This window comes from Streptomyces sp. NPDC059010, assembly GCF_042740355.1.
Classification (GTDB): domain Bacteria; phylum Actinomycetota; class Actinomycetes; order Streptomycetales; family Streptomycetaceae; genus Streptomyces.
The window spans coordinates 138632-154359 of the sequence record NZ_JBHYJA010000020.1; the positions used below are offsets into that span (position 1 = coordinate 138632).

At 71.1% G+C, this 15728-nt stretch carries 15 protein-coding genes; 2 read left to right on the forward strand and 13 right to left on the reverse strand.

Annotation, left to right across the window (positions count from 1 at the left end; genetic code table 11):
* Positions 1-11: 11 nt before the first annotated feature.
* From ACFWYS_RS23050 to ACFWYS_RS23105, 12 genes are all read right to left on the reverse strand, one after another.
* Complete coding sequence (locus tag ACFWYS_RS23050) at positions 12-1112, reverse strand: aliphatic sulfonate ABC transporter substrate-binding protein (RefSeq protein WP_384771973.1); 1101 nt, start codon at positions 1110-1112, stop codon at positions 12-14.
* Between the two features lie 215 nt (positions 1113-1327).
* Positions 1328-2656, reverse strand: a complete 1329-nt coding sequence (locus tag ACFWYS_RS23055) for a sulfate adenylyltransferase subunit 1 (RefSeq protein ID WP_384771975.1) — start codon at positions 2654-2656, stop codon at positions 1328-1330.
* A 2-nt stretch (positions 2657-2658) separates the two neighbouring features.
* The gene (gene cysD, locus ACFWYS_RS23060; RefSeq protein ID WP_384771978.1) at positions 2659-3597 is read right to left on the reverse strand and encodes a sulfate adenylyltransferase subunit CysD; all 939 of its coding nucleotides are present in this window, start codon (positions 3595-3597) and stop codon (positions 2659-2661) included.
* Positions 3594-4130 carry an adenylyl-sulfate kinase gene (cysC, locus tag ACFWYS_RS23065; RefSeq protein WP_384771981.1) on the reverse strand — a complete coding sequence of 179 codons (537 nt, stop codon included), beginning with the start codon at positions 4128-4130 and terminating at the stop codon, positions 3594-3596. The genes cysD and cysC overlap by 4 nt, the downstream gene beginning before the upstream one ends.
* A gap of 54 nt (positions 4131-4184) precedes the next feature.
* The gene (locus ACFWYS_RS23070) at positions 4185-4895 is read right to left on the reverse strand and encodes a phosphoadenylyl-sulfate reductase (RefSeq protein ID WP_384771983.1); all 711 of its coding nucleotides are present in this window, start codon (positions 4893-4895) and stop codon (positions 4185-4187) included.
* The gene (locus ACFWYS_RS23075) at positions 4892-5071 is read right to left on the reverse strand and encodes a hypothetical protein (protein ID WP_384771986.1); all 180 of its coding nucleotides are present in this window, start codon (positions 5069-5071) and stop codon (positions 4892-4894) included. The genes ACFWYS_RS23070 and ACFWYS_RS23075 overlap by 4 nt, the downstream gene beginning before the upstream one ends.
* Positions 5068-6765, reverse strand: a complete 1698-nt coding sequence (locus ACFWYS_RS23080; RefSeq protein ID WP_384771988.1) for a nitrite/sulfite reductase — start codon at positions 6763-6765, stop codon at positions 5068-5070. Before ACFWYS_RS23080 ends, ACFWYS_RS23075 begins: the two co-directional genes overlap by 4 nt.
* A 127-nt stretch (positions 6766-6892) precedes the next feature.
* Positions 6893-6976 (reverse strand): putative leader peptide, encoded by an 84-nt coding sequence (locus ACFWYS_RS23085; protein ID WP_349817346.1) that lies wholly within the window; start codon positions 6974-6976, stop codon positions 6893-6895.
* 126 nt (positions 6977-7102) lie between these two features.
* The gene (locus ACFWYS_RS23090; protein WP_384771991.1) at positions 7103-7675 is read right to left on the reverse strand and encodes a GNAT family N-acetyltransferase; all 573 of its coding nucleotides are present in this window, start codon (positions 7673-7675) and stop codon (positions 7103-7105) included.
* Positions 7676-7775: 100 nt separating this feature from the next.
* Positions 7776-9065 (reverse strand): hypothetical protein, encoded by a 1290-nt coding sequence (locus ACFWYS_RS23095; RefSeq protein WP_384771993.1) that lies wholly within the window; start codon positions 9063-9065, stop codon positions 7776-7778.
* Positions 9066-9245: 180 nt separating this feature from the next.
* Positions 9246-10535, reverse strand: coding sequence for a GAF domain-containing protein (locus ACFWYS_RS23100; protein ID WP_384771996.1), 1290 nt, complete (start codon positions 10533-10535; stop codon positions 9246-9248).
* 361 nt (positions 10536-10896) lie between these two features.
* On the reverse strand, positions 10897-12531 hold the full coding sequence (locus ACFWYS_RS23105; protein ID WP_384771999.1) for an acyl-CoA dehydrogenase family protein: 1635 nt from the start codon (positions 12529-12531) through the stop codon (positions 10897-10899).
* 138 nt (positions 12532-12669) lie between these two features.
* On the opposite strand from ACFWYS_RS23105, the gene ACFWYS_RS23110 reads away from it, so the two are divergent.
* Positions 12670-13833: a YihY/virulence factor BrkB family protein gene (locus ACFWYS_RS23110; RefSeq protein WP_384772002.1), complete on the forward strand. Its 1164-nt coding sequence runs from the start codon at positions 12670-12672 to the stop codon at positions 13831-13833.
* Positions 13834-13852: 19 nt separating this feature from the next.
* On the opposite strand, the gene ACFWYS_RS23115 is transcribed toward ACFWYS_RS23110, so the two are convergent.
* Positions 13853-14704, reverse strand: coding sequence for an NAD(P)H-binding protein (locus tag ACFWYS_RS23115; protein WP_384772005.1), 852 nt, complete (start codon positions 14702-14704; stop codon positions 13853-13855).
* An 80-nt stretch (positions 14705-14784) separates the two neighbouring features.
* On the opposite strand from ACFWYS_RS23115, the gene ACFWYS_RS23120 reads away from it, so the two are divergent.
* Entirely contained in the window at positions 14785-15726 is a 942-nt protein-coding gene (locus ACFWYS_RS23120; RefSeq protein WP_384772008.1) for an AraC family transcriptional regulator, read from the forward strand.
* Positions 15727-15728 lie beyond the last annotated feature (2 nt).

The following is a 15728-nucleotide window of genomic DNA, read 5'->3' on the forward strand; positions in this document are numbered from 1 at the left end:
TGCTCACGACGTCACTTCACACCGAGCCCGGCGTCGTCGACCGTGCGCTCGCCCTCGGCCTTGAGGACCTTGTTCAGCGGGGTGAGGTCGTAGATGCCGCGCAGATCCGGCTTCTCCAGCAGCCCCGCCCGCACCGCGTGCTCGGCCTCGGTGCCGAGGGTGGAGGCCAGCGGGTCGTCCGTGACCTGGATGGACTGCCACGCCGGGTCGAGCACACCGGCCGGCAGCGGCTTCCCGGTGTCGGCCTTGAGCTGCGCGTTCGCCGCGGCCTTCGCCTTCTCCGGGTTGGCGTCGATCCACTTGTTGGTGCGCACCGAGCCCCGCAACACGGCCTCCACGGCCTGCGGGTGCTCCTTGAGGAAGTCCTGCCGCACGATGACGTTCGTGATCACGAACTTCTTGCCGGGCCACAGGTCCGCCTCGTCCAGGAGCACCTTCCCGCCCTCGGCGACCAGCTTCGACGCGGTCGGCTCCGGTACCCAGGCGCCGTCGATCGAGCCCGACTTGTAGGCGTCCGGCGTGATCTTGTTGTCCGTACGGACTACGGAGACGTCACCCTTGCCGCTCGCCGCGTCGACCTTCCAGCCCCGCTCCGAGATCCAGTTGAGGAACGCCACGTCCTGTGTGTTGCCGAGCTGCGGCGTGGCGATCTTCCTGCCCTTGATGTCGTCCAGGGACTTGATCTTCTCCGGGTCGACCACGAGCTTGACACCGCCCGAGGCCGACCCGGAGATGATGCGCAGGTTCTCGCCGTTCGACTTGAGGTAGCCGTTGACGGCGGGGGAGGGGCCGATCCAGCCGATGTCGATGGACCCCGAGTTCAGCGCCTCGATCTCCGAGGGACCGGCGTTGAACGGGATGTACTCCGCCGTCGTCCCGCCCAGCTCCTTCTGGAACAGCCGCTCGTGCCGGCCGACCAGCGCGGTCGCGTGGGTGAGGTTCCCGAAGTAGCCGATCCGCACCGAGTCCAGCCCGTCGACCTTGGCCGCCCCGGCGATGGCCTGCTCGGTGTTCTCCTTGGCCTGCGAGCCGTAGCCGCAGGCCGCGAGGGCCAGCAGCGGCAGCGCGGCCAGGACGGCGAGCGTCCGTCGCAGAGCGGGGGTGGCAGGCACGGGGAGGGGTTCCTCTCGGTGGCCCGGCACTCACGCCCTGGTCAGGCGCGGCCGGGAGATCGGCGGTTGGGCAGAGGGCGGGTCAGCGCACACATCGCGACACTCCGCCCTGTCCTCCCCCAAACTCCGTTCGGGGGGACCCCCAGCCGAGCACGCCGCTGCCGACGCGGCCGCCCTCCTTCGCGAACGTGGAGTAGACGTCGTAGGCCTTCATGTCAGAAGTCCCACCCGTCGTCCTCGGCCTCGTCCTTGACCGGCTCCGGCGAGGCGAAGGACTCGCCGACCATGCCCGCGGTGAGCGTGGTGCCGTCGCTGGGGTCGATGAGGATGAACGAGCCGGTGCGGCGCGAGTCGGCGTAGGAGTCGACCGGCAGCGGCTCGGCGGTCCGGATCTTCACCCGGCCGATGTCGTTGGCGACCAGGTGCCCCGGATGCGGGTGCAGCGACAGATCGTCCAGCGTGAGGCGGGACGGGATGTCCTTCACGATCGCCTTGACCGTGCGCGTGCCGTGCTTGAGCAGCACCCGGTGCCCCACGGTCAGCGGCGCGTCGGCGACATGACACACCGTCGCCTCGATGTCCTGCGTGGTCGCGGGCGCGTCCTTGGCCGGCACGATCAGGTCGCCGCGCGAGATGTCGATGTCGTCCTCCAGCAGGACGGTCACCGACTGCGTGGTCCACGCGACGCTGACCGGCTCGCCCAGCAGGTCGATCCCGGAGATCTTCGAGGTGCGGCCCGACGGCAGCACCGTCACCGACTCGCCGACGCGGAACGAACCCGCGGCGATCTGCCCGGCGTAGCCGCGGTAGTCGGGGTGCTCGGCGGTCTGCGGCCGGATCACGTACTGCACGGGGAGGCGGGCGTGGCAGTGGCTCAGGTCGTGGGTGACCGGGACCGTCTCCAGGTGCTCCAGGAAGGTCGGGCCGCCGTACCAGTCCATGTTCGCGGACGGGTCCACCACGTTGTCCCCGGCCAGCGCCGAGATCGGGATCGCGGTGATCTCCGGGACGCCGAGCTCCAGCGCGTACGCCGTGAACTCCTCGGCGATCGCCGCGAACACCGACTCCTGGTAGTCGACCAGGTCCATCTTGTTCACGGCGAGCACGACGTGCGGCACCCGCAGCAGCGCGGCGATCGCGGCGTGGCGGCGGGTCTGCTCGACGACGCCGTTGCGGGCGTCGACCAGGATCACCGTCAGCTCGGCCGTGGAGGCGCCGGTGACCATGTTGCGGGTGTACTGCACATGGCCCGGGGTGTCGGCCAGGATGAACCGGCGCCGGGGCGTGGCGAAGTAACGGTACGCCACGTCGATCGTGATGCCCTGTTCCCGCTCGGCCCGCAGACCGTCGGTGAGCAGCGCGAGGTCCGGGGCGTCCTGCCCGCGCGAGGCGGACGCGCGCTCCACGGCCTCCAGCTGGTCGACGAGGACCGACTTGGAGTCGTGCAGCAGCCGGCCCACCAGCGTGGACTTGCCGTCGTCGACGGAGCCCGCGGTGGCGAACCGCAGCAGGGTCGTCTCGGAGAGTTCCGTGGTCGTGCTCATGCTTAGAAGTACCCCTCGCGCTTACGGTCTTCCATCGCGGCCTCGGACATCTTGTCGTCGGCGCGGGTGGCGCCGCGCTCGGTCAGCCGGGAGGCGGCGATCTCGGTGATCACCTGCTCCAGGGTCACCGCGTCGGAGTCGACGGCACCGGTGCAGGACATGTCACCGACGGTCCGGTAGCGCACGAGACGCTTCTCGACGCTCTCGCCGTCCTTCGGGCCGCCCCACTCACCGGCGGTCAGCCACATGCCGCTGCGCGCGAACACCTCGCGCTCGTGGGCGAAGTAGATCTGCGGCAGTTCGATGCCCTCCCGGGCGATGTACTGCCAGACGTCCAGCTCGGTCCAGTTGGACAGCGGGAACACGCGGACGTGCTCGCCGGGTGCGTGCCGGCCGTTGTACAGGTTCCACAGCTCGGGCCGCTGACGGCGCGGGTCCCACTGGGAGAACTCGTCGCGCAGCGAGAAGACCCGCTCCTTGGCCCGCGCCTTCTCCTCGTCACGGCGTCCGCCGCCGAAGACCGCGTCGAACTTCTCGCTCTGGATCTTCTCGGTCAGCGGCAGCGTCTGCAGCGGGTTACGGGTGCCGTCCGGACGCTCCTTGAGCACCCCGCGGTCGATGTAGTCCTGCACGGAGGCGACGTGCAGTCGCAGGCCGTGCTGGGCGACGGTGCGGTCGCGGTAGTCGAGGACCTCGGGGAAGTTGTGCCCGGTGTCGACGTGCAGCAGCGAGAAGGGGATCGCGGCGGGGGCGAACGCCTTGAGCGCCAGGTGCAGCATGACGATGGAGTCCTTGCCGCCGGAGAACAGGATCACCGGCCGCTCGAACTCGCCCGCCACCTCGCGGAAGATGTGCACCGCCTCGGACTCCAGCGCGGCCAGGTGCGAGAGGGCGTACGGGGAGTCCGTACCCTCCTCCACCGTGGCGACGGTCGTCGTCATGCCAAACCCCTTTCGCTGAGCAGGGCGTACACCGACGCCGCGGACTCCTGCACGGTCTGGTTCTGGGACTCGATCCGCAGATCGGGCGACTCGGGCTCCTCGTAGGGGTCGTCGACCCCGGTGAGCCCGGTGAGCTCGCCCGCGGCCTGCTTGGCGTACAGCCCCTTCACATCGCGTACGGAGCACACGTCGACCGGAGTGGCCACGTGCACCTCGATGTACGGCGCCCCGCTCTGCTGGTGGCGCTTGCGCACCGCGTCACGGCTGTCGGCGTACGGTGCGATCACCGGGACGAGCGCCTTGACGCCGTTGCGGGCGAGCAGTTCGGCCAGGAAGCCGATGCGCTGCACATTGGTGTGCCGGTCCTCGCGGCTGAAGCCGAGGCCCGCCGAGATGAACTCGCGGATCTCGTCGCCGTCGAGCACCTCGACGCGGTGGCCCTCCTCGCGGAGCCGGCCGGCCAGCTCGTAGGCGATGGTGGTCTTGCCGGCGCTCGGCAGACCCGTGAGCCAGACGGTGGCTCCGCTCGTCACGTGGTTCTCCAAATTCGCTGAGTACGTGGGAAACGTAGAAGACGCGGTCATGGGTCAGCCGTGCAGCCCGCACTCGGTCTTGCCGCGGCCCGCCCAGCGGCCGGCCCGTGCGTCCTCGCCCTCCAGCACCCGGCGGGTGCAGGGGGCGCAGCCGACGGAGGCGTAGCCGTCCATCAGGAGCGGGTTGGTCAGGACGCCGTGCTCGGCGACGTACGCGTCCACGTCGTCCTGGGTCCAGCGGGCGATCGGGGAGATCTTCACCTTCTGGCGCTTCTCGTCCCAGCCGACGACCGGGGTGTTCGCCCGGGTCGGGGACTCGTCGCGGCGCAGCCCGGTCGCCCAGGCCACATAGCCCTTGAGCCCGCGCTCCAGCGGCTCGACCTTGCGCAGCTTGCAGCACAGGTCGGGGTCGCGGTCGTGCAGCTTGGGGCCGTACTGCGCGTCCTGCTCGGCGACCGTCTGCAGCGGGGTGAGCGTGATGACGTTGACGTCCATCACGGCCTCGACCGCGTCGCGGGTGCCGATGGTCTCCTCGAAGTGGTAGCCGGTGTCGAGGAACACGACGTCCACGCCGGGCATCGCCCGGGAGGCGAGGTGGGCGACCACCGCGTCCTCCATGGAGGAGGTCACACAGAAGCGCTTGCCGAAGGTGTCGACCGCCCACTGGAGGATCTCCAGCGCGGAGGCGTCCTCCAGATCACGGCCCGCCTGCTCGGCGAGCGCCCTGAGATCCTCGGTCGCGCGTTCTTCCTGAACCGCGGTCATATCTCTTCTCCCCCTGCGTCGTTGTGCTGGAGGCCCCGGGTGAGCAGCCCGAGGAACTTCAACTGGAAAGCGCGGTTGCACGCCGCGCATTCCCACGCGCCGTGGCCCTGCTCGCTGGGACGGAGGTCCTCGTCGCCGCAGTAGGGGCAGTAGAAGGGGGCGGCCCGCTCGCTCATGAGAGGGCCTCCTCGGAGGCACGCGCCGCCCAGGTGGCGAACCGCTCGCCGTTCTCGCGCTCCTCCTGGAACCGCTTCAGGACACGCTCGACGTAGTCCGGCAGCTCCTCGGAGGTGACCTTCAGGCCACGCACCTTGCGCCCGAACCCGGCCTCCAGACCGAGCGCGCCGCCCAGGTGCACCTGGTAACCCTCGACCTGCTCGCCCCGGTCGTTGACGACCAACTGCCCCTTGAGACCGATGTCCGCCACCTGGATACGGGCGCAGGCGTTCGGGCAGCCGTTGATGTTGATGGTGAGCGGCTCGTCGAAGTCCGGGATACGGCGCTCCAGCTCGTCGATCAGCTGGGAGCCGCGCTGCTTGGTCTCGACGATGGCGAGCTTGCAGAACTCGATGCCGGTGCACGCCATGGTGCCGCGCCGGAACGGGGAGGGCTTGGCGGTCAGGTCCAGCGCGTCCAGGGCCTCGACCAGCGGCTCGACCTGCGCCTCCTCGACATCGAGGATGATCATCTTCTGCTCGACGGTGGTCCGGACCCGGCCCGAGCCGTGGGCCTCGGCGACCTCGGCGATCTTCGTGAGCGTGGCGCCGTCGACGCGGCCGACGCGCGGGGCGAAACCGACGTAGTAGCGGCCGTCCTGCTGCCGGTGCACACCGACGTGGTCGCGCCAGCGGCCCGAGGGCTCGGCGGGCGCGGGACCGTCGACCAGCTTGCGCTTGAGGTAGTCGTCCTCCAGGACCTGGCGGAACTTCTCCGGGCCCCAGTCGGCGACGAGGAACTTCAGCCGGGCGCGGGTGCGCAGCCGGCGATAGCCCCAGTCGCGGAAGATGCCGACCACGCCGGCCCACACCTCGGGCACCTCGGCCAGCGGCACCCAGGCGCCGAGCCGGACGCCGAGCTTAGGGTTGGTGGACAGACCGCCGCCGACCCACAGGTCGAAGCCGGGGCCGTGCTCGGGGTGCTCGACGCCGACGAACGCGATGTCGTTGATCTCATGGACCACGTCGAGGAGCGGGGAGCCGGAGATCGCCGTCTTGAACTTGCGCGGCAGGTTGGAGAACTCCTTGCTGCCGATGTACCGCTCGTGGATCTCGTCGATCGCCCAGGTGCCGTCGATGATCTCGTCCTCGGCGATACCGGCGACCGGCGACCCGATGACGACACGCGGGCAGTCACCGCAGGCCTCGGTGGTGGACAGCCCGACGGCCTCCAGCCGGTTCCAGATCTCCGGGACGTCCTCGATACGGATCCAGTGCAGCTGGATGTTCTGCCGGTCGGTGATGTCGGCGGTGCCCCGCGCGAACTCCTGTGAGATCTCGCCGATGACCCGCAGCTGCTCGGTGGTCAGCCGGCCGCCGTCGATCCGCACCCGCAGCATGAAGTACTTGTCGTCCAGCTCCTCCGGCTCCAGGATCGCGGTCTTGCCGCCGTCGATCCCGGGCTTGCGCTGGGTGTACAGCCCCCACCAGCGCATACGTCCGCGCAGATCGTTGGGGTCGATGGAGTCGAAGCCCCGCTTGGAGTAGATCGTCTCAATGCGTGTCCGCACATTGAGACCGTCGTCGTCCTTCTTGAACTGCTCGTTGCCGTTGAGCGGGGTGTGGTGCCCCGCGGCCCACTGGCCCTCGCCACGGTGACGGCTCACCTTGCGGCGGGGAGTCGCGGCGGCAGGCTTCTGCGGGGTGGCGGCCATGGTTGATACGTCCTTCGGGACAGGCGGGAAAGCGGCTCTCACCTGCGCATACGAGCGCGCAGGCAGACCCGCGCGTCATTGCGCGGGAATGAAGCGAAAGAGGGAGATGTCGGGCGCTGCGAAGCTGTCAGCGCACCGGACAGATGGCGCTGGACATGCGGCCGAGGTCGACGTGCCGCCGACTCACCAAGGCAATTCCAGTTCCAGACATGACGGAAGCGTGTCACGGCAATCTGGACACAGTCCAGCTTCGTCCATTATGCGGACACCCCTGTCCCGTAGCGTGAGACAGGGGTGTCGTCGGTCACATGGCCCGATTCGGCCGTTTCCGTCCTGGTCAGCCAGGGTACGCCCCCGGCCACGGACCGGGCGTGGCCGTCTCGCTCTCCTCCTCGACCTTGGTGTCGAAGAGCTTGAAGCCACGCCGCTGGTAGTTGTCCATGGCGTGCTCCCCGTCCTTGCTGCAGGTGTGCAGCCATACCCGCTTCGTCTGCGGCAGCCCGGGCCAGCGCTCGGCGAGGTCCCAGGCGCGGGCGGCGCCGTACGCCAGCAGGTGTCCGCCGATGCGGCGGCCGCGGAAGGCCGGGATCAGGCCGAAGTAGACGATCTCCACGACCCCGTCGTCCTGCGGCTCCAGCTCCACGTATCCGGCCGGTGTGCCCCGGTCGTGGGCGACCCATGTCTCCACCCCGGGCCGCTCCAGATGCTCCCGCCAGCGGGCGTACGTCCAGGTGAGCCGGTCGATCCACTGGATGTCCCCGCCGACGGACGCGTACAGGAACCGGCTGAACTCGGGCGAGGGCACCTCGGCCCGGACGATCCGCACGTCCCCCTCCGGGGCGGCGGCCGGGAGAAGGTCGCCGGGGGAGGTCTGCTCCAGGGACCAGGTGGTCACGGGGATGTTGGTCATGGCGGCCAGGGAATCATCCGTACGGCCGATCTGTCGATCGCCGCAGGATGCTGCCGACTACGGACCAGGGCCCTGCCGACTACGGACCAGGACCGGTCGTCTACCCCAGGGCCTGGGCGATCGACGTCAATGGCACGGTGAACAGCGCCCGGCCCGACTGGGACCAGACCTCGCCGGTCGCCTCCCAGTACGACAGGGGGCCCGCCTGGACGCCCCAGCAGCGCGGGGCGTTCTCCGAGCCGCAGCGGGTCGCCTCGGCGCCCTCGGTGTCCTGGCGCCACAGGCTGCCCTGCCGGTCGGTGGTGCCGGGGTCGTGGCCCAGGTACCAGTCGGAGCGGTCGGCCCCGGCGGCCCGGTGCGACAGCAGGCCCCGGATGCCGGACGCCTCCGTCTCGTACGCCTCGACCGCGGACGCGACCCCGGTGGCGTCGACGGACAGCAGGCCGGTGCGGGCCAGGTCCGTGTCGAAGTCGTAGCGCCACAGCCGGGAGTGCTCCTCGCTGTCCGCCGGCGTCCACTCGCCCGCGACCAGGCTGTCCGGCGCCGTGCTGCGGTCCAGGGAGAGGGCGCCGAGCCGGGGAGCGTCGTCCGAGCCGGTCAGCCGGTACGAGCCGATCGCCGGGAGGACGAAGCGCTGGCCGTGCGCCGACCAGCCGTCCCCGACGCGGCCCACCGCGGGGCTGTCGACGGTGGTGCGCTGGACGCGGTTCATGTCGTACACGTACAGCCCGTCGGCGGCGGTCACCAGCAGCTTGTCCTGGTACCAGACCATGCCGGACAGCCGGGAGGACAGCGCGCGGTAGTCGCGTCCGCCGTCCACCGGGACGACGAGCAGGGCCGACGAGTAGCGGAGGTGGTCCAGACCGTTCGCGTCGACGAACGCGACCCTGGCGAGACCGCGGTCGGCGGTGCCCCGGCTCCAGCCGGACAGCAGCACCCGGTTGTCGTTCCACCAGCCGTCGTCGTCGGCGTCTCCCGAGGTGGTGACCGCGCCCGCCCGCCAGCCCCGGGTGCCGGCGGCGTCCCAGCAGTACGCGCGCTTCGCGGCCGGCGCGACCGGCAGCGCGGTGCGCTCGTCGGCCGTACAGCCGGAGGCGGCGCGCAGATCGCGGTCGGCGCTCTCCAGGACGGCACGAACACCGACCGGCCGGCCCATCCCGGAGGCGAGTTCATCGAGGGTGGACTGTGGGACCAGTTGCTCCCGCAGGGCGAGGGCGCGGGTGTCGGAGGCCCTGGTGAGAGGTTCGAGGGCGCCGGGGTTGTCGCCGACCGTCGCCTGGGAGGCGCTGATCATCGTGGCGGCGGCGGTGAGCGCCAGGGCGGTTCCGGCCAGGAACGCGCGTACCGCACGGCCCTGCTTGCGTCTACGGTGTCTGCCGCGCTGCTTCATCAAACCTCCCGAGGCGAGCCAACTGCCCCTATTGGTCTGAGCGTTGACCAAAAGAGCAGGTGGGGTGGCTCGTAGAGGGATGCTACGGCAGTTGGGCACGCTTGCGGACTAAGACCCCGCAAATATGCGGAAGACACCACTCGTGGTCCCCCGCAACACGACTGCCGGCCGCCCGGCTCCTCAGGGCGCCTCGGCCGACGCCCGCCCCCGCGCCACCGCCGGCGCCGTCGAGTGCGGCAACAGGTCACGCGGGTCCTCCGGCAGCAGTACGGCGACCTCCGCGTCCTCCCGGAAGCGGTACGGCCGGTGCTCCAGGAACGCCCCGAGATAGCGCCGTACGCGGGACATCTCCGCCCGCACCGTCACCGTACGGCCCGCGCCGCCGAACATGTCCTCGGCCAGCCCCGCCGCGCTGCGGCCGCTGCGGTGCAGAGCCAGGAGATACAGCAACTCGGCGTGCCGGGGGCTCAGTTCATGGCTCCAGGAGCCCGCGCTGCCGGACACCGTCACCGACCAGCGGCGCGGCTGCGTCAGGTCCAGCGTGATCCGCGCCGCCCCGGCCGGCACCGCCTCGTCGGCGGGCGTCAGCAGCCAGCCGCCCGCCAGCGGCTCCACCGAGCACGGACCGAGCTGCGGCAGCCACCGGCGGCCCGGCGCCAGGGACTTGGGCAGCGCGATCCGGCCCGTGTACGGCATCCCGGTCACCGCGGCGGTCCAGCCGTCCCGGTCCACCACCAGCGCCCGCCCGGTGATCCGGGCCAGCACCGGCGCCGCCACCGCGCGCAGCCGCTCCAGCGAGGTCAGATGCAGCTCGCGCAGCCGGGCCTCGGCGAGCTTGGCCACCGAGTCGACCCAGGCGAGCGTGGCCGGGTGCATGGTCTCCAGCGGTCCGCTGACGTCCACCACGCCGATCAGCCTGCCGTCCCGGGGATCCGTGATGGGGGCGCCGGTGCAGGTCCAGGTGGTCTGTGAGCGCTGGAAGTGCTCGGAGGCGAAGACCTGCACGGGCCGGCGCACCACCGCCGGAGTGCCCACGCCGTTGGTGCCGACGACGCTCTCCCGCCAGTCCGCGCCGAGTTCGAACCCGAGGCCGTCCGCCTTGCGCAGCACGGAGGAGTTGCCCTCCCGCCACAGCACCCGGCCCTCGTCGTCGGCGACGACCATGATGTGGTGGGCGACGTCCGCGACCGACAGCAGCCCCTCGCGCAGCACCGGCAGCACATGCTTGAGCACGGTGGCCTCCCGGCGCCGCTGCACCTCCTCCCGCGACAGCAGGCCGGACCGGACGTCGTGGTCCGGGTCGACTCCGCCGCGCAGCATGCGCTCCCAGGACTGCTCGATCACCGGGCGCGGCGCGACGGGCGCGCGCTGTCCGGCCAGTGTGGCGGCGCGGACCTCGCTGAGAACCCGGGCAGCCCGCGCCGAGTCCACGGTGGCCAACTGCGTCACGTCCGTCGGCGAGAGCGCCAAGGGTCCTCCCGGGGGAAGGGTCTCCATCTGAGTGTGTGTCTCATAGTGCCGTCCACGGCTCGCGGAGGGGCACACTCCGCACTCGGAGGCCGGCAAGTTGCAACCCCTTGCAACCCTGGTGAACCGCGCTGAACTGATTGAAACTTGAGCGGCGCCGTCCCGAGCGGCGTTCGAGGCCTCGAACGGGCCCTGAGCGGGGGTGGTGCCGTGTCGGCGCAGCACCACCCCCTACCTCCGGCGGTTTGGCCGAATCGCTACGGGGGATGCCACTTGGTGATTCGTCGGCGTCTGCGGGTGCGTGGTGGCTTGTCGCGCCCACGCGGCGGAGCCGCATATCGATTCAGCCCCGCGTCCCCAGGTCTCAGGCCTGCGGCCTGGACCTGTCGACCACCGCCGTCAGGTTCAGCGTTGACGGGAGTGTGCCGAAGGCCATGCCTCCGTCGTTTCCGAGGCGGGACGCGCAGAACGCGTCTGCCACCTCCGATGGGGCGAAACGGATCAGTAGCGAGCCTTGAAGGACCAGCGCGAGGCGTTCGGTCAGGCGCCGAGCCCTTGTCTCGATGCCCTCCAGGTCGGCGAGTTCTGTCAACAGGCCCTTGATCGCGCCGTCCAGGCGGTGGTCGGCGCCGCGGGCCTTGCCGACCTCCTGCAGGTAGGCGTTGAGCGCGGCGGGTTCCCGTTGCAACGCTCGCAGCACGTCCAGGGCCTGGACATTGCCCGCGCCCTCCCAGATCGAGTTCAGCGGTGACTCGCGTACCAGGCGGGGCATGCCGGACTCCTCGACGTAGCCGTTGCCGCCCAGGCATTCGGACGCCTCGACCGTCAGGGGTGTGCAGCGCTTGGTCACCCAGTACTTGGCGGCCGGTACCGCGATCCGCAGCAGGGCCCGCTCCTGTTCGCCGTCGTCGTCGTAGGCCGCCGCGAGCCGCAGTGCGAGGGTGGTCGCCGCCTCCGATTCGAGGGCCAGGTCGGCCAGGACGTTGCGCATGAGCGGCTTGTCGACGAGCTTGCCGCCGAACGCCTCGCGGTGCGTGCAGTGGTGGACGGCCTGTGCGACGGCCTGCCGCATCAGACCGGCGGAGCCGAGCACACAGTCGAGCCGGGTCGCCGCCACCATGTCGATGATGGTGCGCAACCCGCGCCCCTCGTCACCGACCCGGCGCGCCCACGTCCCGTCGAACTCGACCTCGGCGGAGGCGTTGGAGCGGTTGCCCAGCTTGTCCTTCAGGCGCTGGATCAGGAACGGGTTGCGGGTGCCGTCCTCCAGCACCCGAGGCACCAGGAGACAGGTGAGCCCTCCCGGAGCCTGCGCCAGCACCAGGAAGGCGTCGGACATGGGGGCCGAGCAGAACCACTTGTGCCCGGTCAGCTCGTATGTCTCGCCGTCGGGGAGGGGACGCGCGGCCGTCGTGTTGGCGCGGACGTCGCTGCCGCCCTGCTTCTCTGTCATGCCCATCCCGAACAGCGCCCCGGCCTTCTGTCCGGCGGGCCGCAGATCACGGTCGTAGATCATGGACGTCAGCCGCGGCTCCCACTCGGCGGCCAGGTCGGGGTCGGTGCGCAGGGCGGGTACCGCCGCGTGGGTCATGGACAGCGGGCAGCCGTTGCCGGCCTCGACCTGCGTCCACAGCAGGAAGGCCGCCGCCCGTCGCACATGTCCGCCCGGCCGCGCCCAGGCCGCGGTCAGCCCCGCGGACACGCCCTTGCCGAGCAGGCGGTGCCAGGACGGATGGAACTCGACCTCGTCGATACGACGGCCGTAGCGGTCGTGTGTGCGCAACCGCGGCGGGTTCTCATTGGCCAGCGCTCCCCACTCCTGCACCTGCGCCGAACCGCAGGTCCGCCCGAGTGCCGCCAGCTCGCCGCGCACCTCGTCCAGCAGCTCGGGGGCGAGGTGACGCTCGACGGCCTCGGTGAGGGCCCGGTCGGCGCTGTAGAGGTCGTAGCCGACCAGGGGCGGGGGCTGGTTGGTCACCGTGTGCGTACTGCCTGCCATGGCTGTGAACCTATCCCTCCGTGGGCCGGTGGTTCCCACCCTGACACGGCGGCGGCGCGGGGGACCGGGCAGGTGGCGACGGTGCGTGCACCCGGCGCCGCTATGAGTGCGCCCCCGCTTGGCGGATACCTTTAGGTCGTGCAGCCAGCAAGTGAACCCCCCCAGCGGACCTCCGGCCGACTCCATCGGGCGCGTGTCCTCTACCGGAACGTCTCCAAACGCCGGACCGCCTGGCTGTTGATCAAGGACACCGTCAACTCCTGCATCGAGTACCGCATCCTGGGGCTCGCCGCCGAGGCCGCGTTCTTCACCCTGCTGTCCGTGCCCCCGCTGCTGCTCAGCCTCATCGGCCTGCTCGGCTACGTCGACGACTGGACCGGCACCGACACCATCAGCAGCCTGGAGACCAACCTCCTGGAGGCCTCCCGCACCGTCCTGTCCGACAAGGGCGTACGCCAGATCGCCCAGCCGATCCTGGACGACGTGATGCACGGCGGCCGCCCCGACGTCATCTCCGTCGGCTTCCTGTTCGCCCTGTGGTCGGGGTCCCGCGCGGTGAACGTCTTCATAGACACGATCACCGTGATGTACGGCCTCGACGGCGTCCGGGGCATCGTCAAGACCCGGCTGGTGGCGTTCCTGCTGTTCATCGCCGCCCTGCTGATCGGCTCGGTGGCGCTGCCGCTGATGGTGGCCGGACCGGACGCGGTCGTACGGATCGTGCCCTGGTCGGAGACCCTGGTGCAGGTTCTGTACTGGCCCGTGGTGATCGTTCTGTCGATCGCGTTCCTGACCACGCTCTACCACGTGTCGGTGCCGGTCCGCTCGCCCTGGATCGAGGACGTGCCCGGCGCGCTGGTCGCCCTCGGCATGTGGGTGCTGGGCAGCTTCCTGCTGCGCATCTACCTGACGAACACGATCGAGGGCGCGTCGATCTACGGCTCCCTCGCCGCCGCCGTCGCCGTGATGCTGTGGATCGGTGTGTCCGCGTTCGCCGTGCTCGTCGGGGCCGCGGTCAACGCCGCGATCGACCGGGTCTGGCCGGCCGCCGCGACGGCCGCGGCCCGCGCCGCCAACGAGCGGCTGCGCGAGGCCCAGGTCGCCGAGTACGTCGCCCGGCACGCCGCCGGACGCGAGCCCGGGCTCGACGACCCCGACGACCCCGACATGCCGTCGGAGTTCCCCGAGCGGTGGTCCCGCTTCCTGCCGCCGGAGGACGTGTCCTCCCGGCTGCGCACCCATGTGAAGAGCACCCACCACCCGCACCCGCCGCACAAGGGGGAGGACTCGGAGCGGACCTGAACCGGTCCGTTCCCGCAGCTCAGGCCTTCCAGGCCCCCGCCGCCGCGGCCTCCCGCGCGAAGTCGGCGAAGTCCCGCGGCGCACGCCCCAGCACCTCGCGGACATCGTCCGTGACATGGGCGTTGCGGCCGTCCATGAGCGTTTCGAAGACCTCCGTCAGCAGCTCGACCTCCTCGGGCGGCACCCCGAACCCGGCCAGCGCCTCCCCGTACGAGCGGGTCGGGACCGGCGTGTACGTGATCGTGCTCCCCGTCGCCCCGGAGATCTCCGCGACCGCCTCCCGCCAGGACAGCAGCCGCGGCCCCGTCAGCACCAGCGTCCGCCCCACATACCGGTCCCCGGACGTCAGCGCGGTCACCACGACGTCCGCGATGTCCCGGACATCGACGAACGGCTCCTTCACCTCACCCGCCGGGAACACCAGCTCCCCGTGGACCATGCCCTCCACCAGCGGCCCCTCGCTGAAGTTCTGCGAGAACCAGGTGCCCCGTACGATCGTCCAGTCCGCGCCGGACGCCCTCAGCGCCTCCTCGGCCGGCAGCGCCTGGTCCTCACCGCGCGCCGACAGCAGCACCAGCCGCCGCACCCCGAGTCCGACCGCCTCCCGGGCCAGCGCCCCGACGCCCTCGGCCGCCGCCGGGGAGCCGACGTCGGACGGGTACACCAGGTACGCCGCGTCCGCGCCCCGCAGGGTCTCCGCCCAGGTCGTCGGGTCCTCCCAGTCGAAGCCCCGCGCCCGGGACGCGGCCCGCACCGTGAGCCCCGCCGCGCGCGCCGCCTCCGCCACCCGGCTGCCCGTACGACCCGAGGCACCGGTCACCACCACCGTCATCCGCTGCGTGTTCGCCATGTCGGCTGCGTTCTGCGTCATGCCTCCAGTCAACGGTCGCGCGCCCCAACAGCCCATCGCTGAACGGCTCATTCCCATGCGCGGACGTCTACGCTGACGACATGGACGCCCTTGCCGGTCTGCTGGAGGGTCCACGTGCGCGTGGCGCCTTCATGATCCGCGCGTGTTTCGAGCCGCCGTGGTCCGTCCGCGTCGAGGACCGCGCCCCGCTCACCGTCATGGTCATGGTCCGCGGCGAGGCCTGGGTGGTTCCGGATCAGGGCGAGCGGATAGCGCTGCGCGCCGGCGATCTCGCCATCGCCCGCGGCCCGGACCCCTACACCTGCGCCGACGACCCCGACACCGCACCCCAGGCCCTCATCCTGCCGGGCGCCGAGTGCCGCTACCCCGACGGGCGCTCCCTCAACGGCTCGATGGACCTCGGCGTGCGCACCTGGGGCGACCGGCCGGACGGCTCGGCCGTGATGCTGATCGGCACCTATCTGTGGGAGGGCGAGATCAGCGGGCGGCTGCTCAACGCGCTGCCGCCGCTGCTGTGCCTCCCGGCCGACGTGTGGAACTGCCCCCTCACCCCGTACCTCATGGACGAGATCGTCCGTGACGAACCCGGTCAGGAGGTCGTCCTGGACCGGCTGCTCGACCTGCTGGTCATCGCCGCGCTCCGGGCCTGGTTCTCCCGTCCGGAGGCGGCGGCTCCCGCCTGGTACCGGGCGCTTGCGGACCCGGTCGTCGGGCGGGTCCTGCGCCTGGTCCAGGACGATCCCGCCCATCCCTGGACGGTCGCCTCCCTCGCCGCCAAGGCGGGGGTGTCGCGGGCCGCGCTGGGGCGCCGCTTCACGGAGCTGGTGGGGGAGCCGCCGATGACGTACCTCACGGGGTGGCGGCTGGCGCTGGCGGCGGATGCGCTGCGGGACACCGGGGACACGCTGGACGCGATTGCCCGGCGGGTCGGTTATGGGAGCGCGTTCGCGCTGTCCAGTGCGTTCAAGAGGGTGTACGGGGTGAGTCCGCAGGAGCATCGGGTGCGGGTGGTTGTGGGGTAGGG